The sequence below is a fragment of the uncultured Maricaulis sp. genome (genome assembly GCF_905480005.1).
Classification (GTDB): Bacteria; Pseudomonadota; Alphaproteobacteria; order Caulobacterales; family Maricaulaceae; genus Maricaulis.
Genome location: NZ_CAJQOO010000186.1, coordinates 1 through 7,996, shown reverse-complemented (window position 1 = coordinate 7,996; position 7,996 = coordinate 1). Strand labels below are relative to the sequence as shown.

The window sequence follows — 7,996 nt, the reverse complement described above, 5'->3', positions numbered from 1 at the left end:
GCCGGCTTTCATGATCTCCGAACTGCGACGCGCCTTCGAGATCGGCTTCCTGCTCTTCATCCCCTTCCTGATCATCGACCTGGTGGTCGCCTCCATCCTCATGTCGATGGGCATGATGATGCTGCCCCCGATCGTCATCTCATTACCGTTCAAACTGATCTTCTTCGTGCTGGTGGATGGCTGGCGACTGGTGACAGGGTCGCTTGTGCAGAGTTTCGGGACGTTGAGTTGACGACCGAGCCGGGGCCATACGCCCGTCGGTAACCGCGCCGCGCGCGGACTGATCCATCGAGGCATGGTCATCCGGCTCGAAGCGTCGCAAAGGCGGGGCTTGGTGTTGCGACGGGGATGTCGACAATCCGCCATGCCCCTGACCTGCGCGCGACCTACGCCCCGCTATTCGCGGGACATGCCGTCCGAGAGGACAATCTGCTTGAAAATCCGGCCTGGACCGCGGCCCTAACTTGGCCCGCCACCATTCACGAAGCGGGCCCGGAAGGGCTCCATGAAGGCGTCGAGCGTGTCGATCGAGGCGATGCGCGACGCCATGTCGGTAAAGCGGACATTGCCCGGCGTGGCATCATCATCGGTCAGGAGATTGAAGGCAGCGGCCTGATCGGTCTCGGCCATGGCCTCGCCATAGCGCTCCCCGAGCCGGACGGCACTCACGCTGTCACGGGCCAGGCTGTAGGCGATGGCGGCGCGCAGGAGATCATCCTGTTCGGTCAGGATCAACGGTGCCGGGTCGGAGAACCGATTGCCGAGAATGCCTTCGAGGCGACGGCCGGCATTGCGCCAGTCGCGCTGGGTCCAGGCGACATCGGCCCGCAGACGCGTCGCCGCCTCTGACTCGTCCGAGGCAATCAGCTCAAGCGCCTGGTCGGCCCGTCCCAATTCGGACAGCGCCCGGGCTTCCAGCAGATAGCGCTCATCGACAATGGCTTCCGGCAATCCCGCGATACGGGAGCGGCGGATCGTGTTGAGCGCATCTTCATAGCGCCGGTCCATCAGGTAGACGATGGCCAGATCGGTCGCGACGCGCGCCCGGGCCAAGGGTTCGCGCAGGCGGTAATCAACCTGGTGCTGCAGGAGCTCCGCGGCCGGATCAAGCAGGTCGAAGGCGATCAGGCGATCGGCCAAACGGCGGATCATGCGGTCGCCATCGGCGCCGATCGGGGCCAGATGCTGGTATTGATAGAAAATCGCCACGGCCTCGACCGGGTCCATCCGGTCCGCCTCGCCTTCCAGGAAGAGGCGGCGGAAGATCGAGACCATGTCCTCGCCGATCCGTCGCCCGGCTTCGGATTCGGGAAAGCGGGCCTGCGCGGTTGCCATGGTCTCAAGACCGCCGGCGAAATCGCCAGCCTGGACATAGAGCTCACCAAGTTCCCGAACCGTCTCCAGCTCGATCGTGTCGCCGCGCCAGCGGAAGCGGAGATTCTCGAGATTCTCGATCGCCTCGCTGCGGCTGATCTGACCTTCGGCCAGCTGCAGGCGGTAGAGGTCGAACAGGGCGCGCGCCTCCATTTCCGGGTCACCGGATTCGGACAGGGCATCGAGACGACGGATTGCGTCAAAGGAGTCGCCGGAGACTTCCGACAGGCGGGCGGCGACGTAATTGCTATCCAGGCGGGTCCGCCAGTCCGGATCACCGGCCTCGACGGCGTAAAGATACTCCTGCGCGGCGCCGGTATCCCCGAGTTCGAGCGCAGCCCGCGCATGCGCGGCATTGAAACGCGCCTGCCATTCAGGCGGATAGTGGTGGACCGAGGCCTCACCTGTGCTGAGGCGCCGACGGGCATCCTGCCAACGCTCTTCGCCGACCGCGATCATGCCGCGCCACAGATCCGCTGCCGGGTCCTGGGCCAGCGAGGCATGGGCCAGATAGTCGTCGGCATCGTCATAGCGACGCATGATGTAGCTTGCGATACCGCGCATCGCGCGGACATGCGCGTCATTGACCAGTTCCGGATCGGCATCGACGGCGACCTGAAGCATGCCCAGCGCCTCCGGGGCGAGGTCACGCGCCAGCAGGAAGCGCGCCAGGGCGATCTGGCCGTCCGTCCCGTCTTCCAGCGCAGTGCGGCGCAGCCGGGCATTCCATTCATCGACAAAGCTGCCGGTACCGCGCCAGGCGTCAAAATACATCAGGGCGGGCGAGGAGATATTGGCCAGAACCGACCCGTCTGCGTCATTGCGGCCGACGGTGGCGGCCGGTGTCAGGTCAAGCCCGCTGGCCCGGCTGACCGCCACTCCGCCGCCGATCAGGGTAATCTCGATATCTTCTGCGGTGGCCTGGACAGCCGCGCCATGAGCACTGGGCAGAAGCGCCCCACCGACAAATTCGCTGCGCGCCGTCAGTCCCTGGATCGGCCCCCGCGCGGTAATCACGCCGAGCCGGTCTCCCACGACCGGATCATCGACCCAGCGAACGGCATTCGCGCTGGTGATATCCATCAGGATACGACCGGGGCGACCGCGCCGGGCATCGCGGCGCACATTGATCGGTCGCGGTGGCGCGTCGATGCGTTCAGACAGGACAACAGACCAGCGATTTCCATCGAGCCGCGCTTCGGCCTGTGAGGTGGAGGGCACGATAATCCGCGCGGCAGACCAGTCCTCGCCATCGACGCCGGTATAATTGCGGACATGGCGACGATTGGCGGCATCCAGTTCTCGCAGATCGAGTTCGGCGGCACTGTCGAAAACAATCCAGATCGCTTCTCCGCGCCGGAATACCGACATGCCCAGAGGCGCGGCCCAGTCGAAATCAATTCGAAGGTCGCCATTATAATCAGAGACTTCCGCCCGCACGATGCCATTGGCGGGCCGCGGGTCTGCGCCGGAAGCGGCGGTCTCGAGCGGGGCTGTATCCGTGGCGGCCAGACTGGTTGGCGGAGCGGTCTCAGGCTGAGCCTGCGGCTCACGCGCGGCGGGCACCGGCTCGGCCACGGCGCGCTCGGCCGGTCGGGTCTGGGCCGCTACCGCAAATTCTTCCGGATCCGGCTCGGGCGTATCGGTCGCAGCAGCGGCCGCCGCCGCCGCAGTCGCCGCCGCATCCCCGCCGAGTTCGGCGAGCAATGTGGCCGCATCAATATAGGCCGGGTCAGGCAGATCGATCGCGACACGCCCATTCTCGCCCCAGGCCCGTACGGTCACGCCCGGCTCGACATCCATGGTCAGGACGAATTCGTCGCCCTCGCGGCTCGGCTGAATTGAATTGAGGAAACGGGGTGGTGATCCTACCAGACGGCTGAGATCGATCTCGGCCGGTTCAACAAAGCGGACTTCCGCCGTATTGCCAGTCTGGCTGACGGTGAAATCCACCTCACGCGGCCACATCAGTTCGATGCGAGTGTATTCGGTCGCCTGCCCGACCCGGTAACGCACCGGCAGGGCTTCGGCGGGAGGCGGTGGCGGTGGTGGCAGAGCCGCCTGCTCGGCTGCGAGCCGCGCTGCCTCGATCTCGCGGGCCTCGCGCGGCGACACGATATCGGCCGGGCGGACACCGCCCACCGGCACGAAATCGATCGCGATCTGGTCATAGCTGGACGAGGTATAGGCATCGACGGTCTGGTTGAGCGCGATGCGCAGGGTCGAGCCGTCAGGGTCAAGACGGGCACGGGCCGCCAGACCTTCCAGCTCGCCGACCAGACTGGAGACATCGGCCTCCATCGGCTCGCTCAGGCGGGCGATGAGAACCGTGTGCTCGACATCGATTTCAGCGCTAGGCCGAGTGTCGGCAACACTGTCGGCATAGTCGATCAGGACGCGCAAAGAATTATCGCCACGCTCGACACTGAGCGTGGCGGGCGCCTGGGCCAGCGCGGTCGACGCCAGGAGCAGTGGCAGGAAGCTCCCGGTCAGTCGGCCAATATGTCTAGCCGCCTTCGGCAATCCGCGCCTCCAGCTCGGCCACCGTTTCCGGCAGGTTGGAGCGGCTGGCCATGCGCTCGGTCAACGCCGCAGCGGAGCCGGTATCCATTTCCGCCAGGATCGCGCCGAATGTCCGCTGCGACATGCGCGAGGCAATCTGCAACTGGGTTTCCATGTCCAGGGTCGCAATGCGGTCAGACGCGTCGCCCGGCTCCATGGCCGAATACCAGCTGACGATGACCGCCATGTCTGCGTCCTCGCGCTCGGAGAGCTCGCCGGACAAGGATTCGATCTGGGTGCGCAGCGCGTCGAGCTCGACAATCTTGGTATCGACGCGTTGCTCCATGGCCAGCATGAGCGCTTCGCGCGTTTCCAGCTGACGTTCGCGGGCATCGAGTTCGCTTGACCGTTCGCGCAGACGATAGATGACACGCTCTTCCTCGGCCGTGCGCACGCCGCTGGCAATGCGTTCGGCGAAGGCGGCAGAGACCTCCAGCGCGCTCGGCTCGGCTTCGAGTTGGACCGGCTCACTGTGCTCGGCCGGCATGATCGGCGCGTCGCTGTCGGCGTCCCCGTCCTCGGTCTCCTGGCTCGCCTGCGCGGCCATGGCACTGCCCTGGGCGTCCCACCATTCGGCGGCGCCATTGGCGATGGAGAGGGTTTTCAGGCCCAGCAGCCCGCCCATGAGGACGGCCAATACGGTCAGAAAGCGAAGGGGCTCGCGCATGGCGCTACCTCACATCCTTGAGATCATTGATGACGCGCGAACCGGCACCATCGGGGAAAATATCGGCGGCGCGGCGGCGCGGCGCACGAGGCTGAGCCATGCGGTCGGCCTTGCGATCGGCACTGCCGGTTATCAGACGCAGCTCGTCGGCCAGCGTGCGGGCCTCGCCCACGCGTTGCTCAAGCACTTCGGCCGACTGGGCCGTGGCACGCTCGAGCGCACCAAGGCTGGCACGGGCCCGGTCGGTCGCCTCATTGAGGGCGATGACCGACTCGCGAACACCGTCCTGGCCCTTCTTGAGCGCATTGAGACGACGGTCGACCCGCCAGCACATGACGACAGCCACTACCAGCAGGGCAGCGACAAGGCCTTCGAAAATCAGGGCGGCGAGTGTCATGCGAACCTCATCATCGCTTTCTTGGCACCCGGCGAGAGCGGACCGCTCAGTCGCAGGGCAACACTATGTCCAATGCGGCCCATACGGCCGCGTGTCAGGGGTACCTGGCCGCAACGCAGCTCGACATCACTGGTCGGCGACGCGTCGAGATAGAGCGTGTCACCGACTTTCAAATTGGCCACGGTGCCCAGAGAGACGCGCTGTTCGTCGAGCACGGCCTGAACTTCCATCTTGGTCGACCAGAGTTCGGTCGCCAGGTGGCCTTCCCAGATATTGTCCCGTCCAAATTTTTCCCCCATGAACTGCTGGAGCAGCATTTTCCGGATCGGCTCCAGAGTCGCATAGGGAAGCAAAAGCTCGATTCGACCGCCGCGGTCTTCCATGTCGATCCGCAGCTTGACCAGAATGGCGGCATTGGCCGGCCGGGCGATGGCCGCGAAGCGCGGATTGGTCTCGACGCGCTCGAGATCGAAATCGACTTCGGTCAGGGGCTGGAAAGCCTGTTTGGCATCACCCAGAACGACCTCGATCATGCGCTGCACAAGCATGCGCTCGATCGTGGTGTAGGGCCGACCCTCGATCCGCATGGCCGAGGTGCCGCGGCGACCGCCGAGCAGAACGTCAACGATCGAGTAAATCAGGTTGGAGTCGACCGTCAGCAGACCGTAATTGTCGAGCTGCTGGGCGCGGAAGACGGCGAGGATGGCCGGCAGCGGAATGGAGTTCAGGTAATCGCCGAAACGGATCGACGAGATATTGTCGAGCGACACCTCGACATTGTCGGAGGTGAAATTGCGCAGCGAGGTCGTCATCAGCCGCACGAGGCGGTCGAAGACAATCTCCAGCATGGGCAGTCGCTCATAAGAGACCAGCGCGGAATTGATGATGGCGCGGATACCGGACTTGTCCGCGGCGTCATCATCGGAGAGCGAGAAGCCAAGCAGGCTGTCGATCTCGTCCTGGTTGAGGATACGCTCGGCGCCACCACCCACAGTGGGCAGCTCCTGCTGGTCATCCTCGGCACCGACCATCGCCTCCCATTCGGACGCCAGGTCGAGGTCGTCTCCGTCCTCGGCCATGGCCTCCCATTCGGCCGCCAGTGCATCTTGGTCCATATCGTCAGACATGTGCGTGCTTTCCGTTCGTCCGGGCTGTCCTAGTCGACAATCATGAATTCCTGGATCCAGACCGCATCGATCTGGGCCGGCTCGATCGCCAGATTGACCCGACGCAGCAATTCCAGCTTCACGCGGTGCATGCCGGCCGACCCGTAGAGATCATCCTCGCGCAGCTCGCGCAGGAACATGATGAACTGATCCATGATCGGGTCGACATGCTCTTCCAGGATCGGACCGAGATCGGCACGGCTCGATTCGAAAGTGATCTTGAGCTGCACGATAACCGGACGTCCGGTCGAGGACCGGATGTTGGTGGTGATGGTCTCTTCGGTGCCATCACCCTCGCGCAGATCATAATAATATACTTCGTCGGTCTCGTGCGCGTCAGCCTCGCCATGACCGTCTCCGGCTTCGCCATAGCTCGCGTCCGCATGCTGTTCTTCATCATCGCCACCGCCGGCGAACATCATGAAACCGCCCACGCCCGCAAGCAGCAGGATGAGGACGGGCAAACCGATAAACAGAACCAATTTCAATGGGTTCTTCTTCGGCTTCTCCTCGCCTTCGGTCTCGTCTTCGATGTCTTCGTTCTCGTCAGCCATTGTCAGGCTCCCATTCGGGGGAATCGCTTGAACCCATTAACGGCCAGCGCGGTTAACGTTTCGTAGTGATCGCGGCGGACCCGGCAACTTCTTCCCACTGCTGTGACGGTCTTTGCCGGAAAGGCTTGCCGGTCTTTTTGACCGCTCGCCGTCAACCTCTTGTTTTCCATGAAAATTAACCTTGGCACGCTGCGTGCAGCTTGTCGGGCAACTGCCGCGCAATGACGACGGCGGACCCCAGGCTCCAGAAAGGAACCGCCCGATGGACAACGCAATGATGATCGGCCTCTCGCGCCAGATGACCCTTCGCCGGTCTATGGATGTCGTGGCCAACAATATCGCCAACGCCAACACGGCCGGCTTCAAGGTTGAATCCCTGCTGCTGGAAAACCGCGCTGCGCCCACCGCCGAACACGCGGACGGACCGTCTGACATCCAGTTCGTGAATACGTGGGGCATGGCCCGTGATTTCCGCCAGGGTGAACTCGCCTTCACCGGCCGCGAATTCGATCTTTCGATCGAGGGCGAGGGCTTCTTCGCCGTCGAGGCGAATGGCAATGAGCAATACACACGCGACGGCCGCTTTCGCCTTGATGCGGCCGGCCAGCTGGTCGCCGCCGATGGCGCGCCGGTGCTTGATGCCGATACCCGCGGCCCGATCCTGATCGACGCCGCGCGCGGCAATGTCGAGGTCATGGATGGCGGCGCGCTCGTTCAGAACGGCGAGCAGATCGGCCGGGTCGGCGTGTTCGAGATCGCCAATCGCGGCGAGATGTCCAAACAGGGCAATGGTCGCTACACGATCCCGCCAGCCGAAGATCCTGCCGACGAACCGCTGGCCATGCTCGACCCGTCAGTCCGCCAGGGCTTTGTCGAGCAGTCCAATGTGCAGTCGATCCTCGAACTCACCGACATGATGTCTGTCATGCGCAGCTACCAGTCGGTCTCGAAATTTCTTGAACAAGCAGAAGACCTGAACAAGCGCGCCATCGAGCGCCTTGGCCGGATCTGATCGTAGGAGAACGGATATGCGTGCTCTCACCACCGCCGCCACCGGCATGCAGGCTCAACAGCTCAATGTCGAAGTGATCTCGAACAACCTGGCCAACATGAACACGACCGGGTTCAAGCGCCAGCGCGCCGAGTTCCAGGACCTGCTCTACCAGAATGTCCAGCAGATGGGCATGGACTCCTCCGATGCCGGCACCATCGTGCCGACCGGTGTCCAGGTCGGTCTGGGTGTCCAGACGGCCTCCATCTACCGCATCACCGAACA

Annotated in this window: 7 protein-coding genes and 1 pseudogene; 3 read left to right on the top strand and 5 right to left on the bottom strand. The window is 63.9% G+C overall.

Features of this window, described 5'->3' with window-relative positions; genetic code table 11:
* Positions 1 to 232 (top strand): annotated as a pseudogene (locus QZ266_RS14925) (flagellar biosynthetic protein FliP); the annotation flags it as partial.
* Between the two features lie 227 nt (positions 233 to 459).
* Here the strand turns inward: QZ266_RS14925 and QZ266_RS14920 are convergent.
* The 5 genes from QZ266_RS14920 to QZ266_RS14900 are packed head-to-tail and all read right to left on the bottom strand — an operon-like array spanning position 460 to position 6,720.
* Positions 460 to 3,897 carry a hypothetical protein gene (locus tag QZ266_RS14920; protein WP_295696552.1) on the bottom strand — a complete coding sequence of 1,146 codons (3,438 nt, stop codon included), beginning with the start codon at positions 3,895 to 3,897 and terminating at the stop codon, positions 460 to 462.
* The gene (locus QZ266_RS14915; RefSeq protein ID WP_295696550.1) at positions 3,881 to 4,603 is read right to left on the bottom strand and encodes a hypothetical protein; all 723 of its coding nucleotides are present in this window, start codon (positions 4,601 to 4,603) and stop codon (positions 3,881 to 3,883) included. The genes QZ266_RS14920 and QZ266_RS14915 overlap by 17 nt, the downstream gene beginning before the upstream one ends.
* 4 nt (positions 4,604 to 4,607) lie before the next feature.
* Complete coding sequence (locus QZ266_RS14910) at positions 4,608 to 5,000, bottom strand: DUF6468 domain-containing protein (RefSeq protein WP_295696546.1); 393 nt, start codon at positions 4,998 to 5,000, stop codon at positions 4,608 to 4,610.
* The gene (gene fliM / locus QZ266_RS14905; protein ID WP_295696544.1) at positions 4,997 to 6,127 is read right to left on the bottom strand and encodes a flagellar motor switch protein FliM; all 1,131 of its coding nucleotides are present in this window, start codon (positions 6,125 to 6,127) and stop codon (positions 4,997 to 4,999) included. Before fliM ends, QZ266_RS14910 begins: the two co-directional genes overlap by 4 nt.
* A gap of 29 nt (positions 6,128 to 6,156) precedes the next feature.
* Positions 6,157 to 6,720 (bottom strand): flagellar basal body-associated FliL family protein, encoded by a 564-nt coding sequence (locus tag QZ266_RS14900; protein ID WP_295696541.1) that lies wholly within the window; start codon positions 6,718 to 6,720, stop codon positions 6,157 to 6,159.
* A 262-nt stretch (positions 6,721 to 6,982) separates the two neighbouring features.
* Here QZ266_RS14900 and QZ266_RS14895 point away from each other — a divergent pair, with 262 nt between their 5' ends.
* On the top strand, positions 6,983 to 7,732 hold the full coding sequence (locus tag QZ266_RS14895) for a flagellar hook-basal body complex protein (protein WP_295696538.1): 750 nt from the start codon (positions 6,983 to 6,985) through the stop codon (positions 7,730 to 7,732).
* Between the two features lie 16 nt (positions 7,733 to 7,748).
* The coding region (locus tag QZ266_RS14890; RefSeq protein WP_295696536.1) for a flagellar hook-basal body complex protein at positions 7,749 to 7,996 on the top strand (248 nt) is incomplete at its 3' end.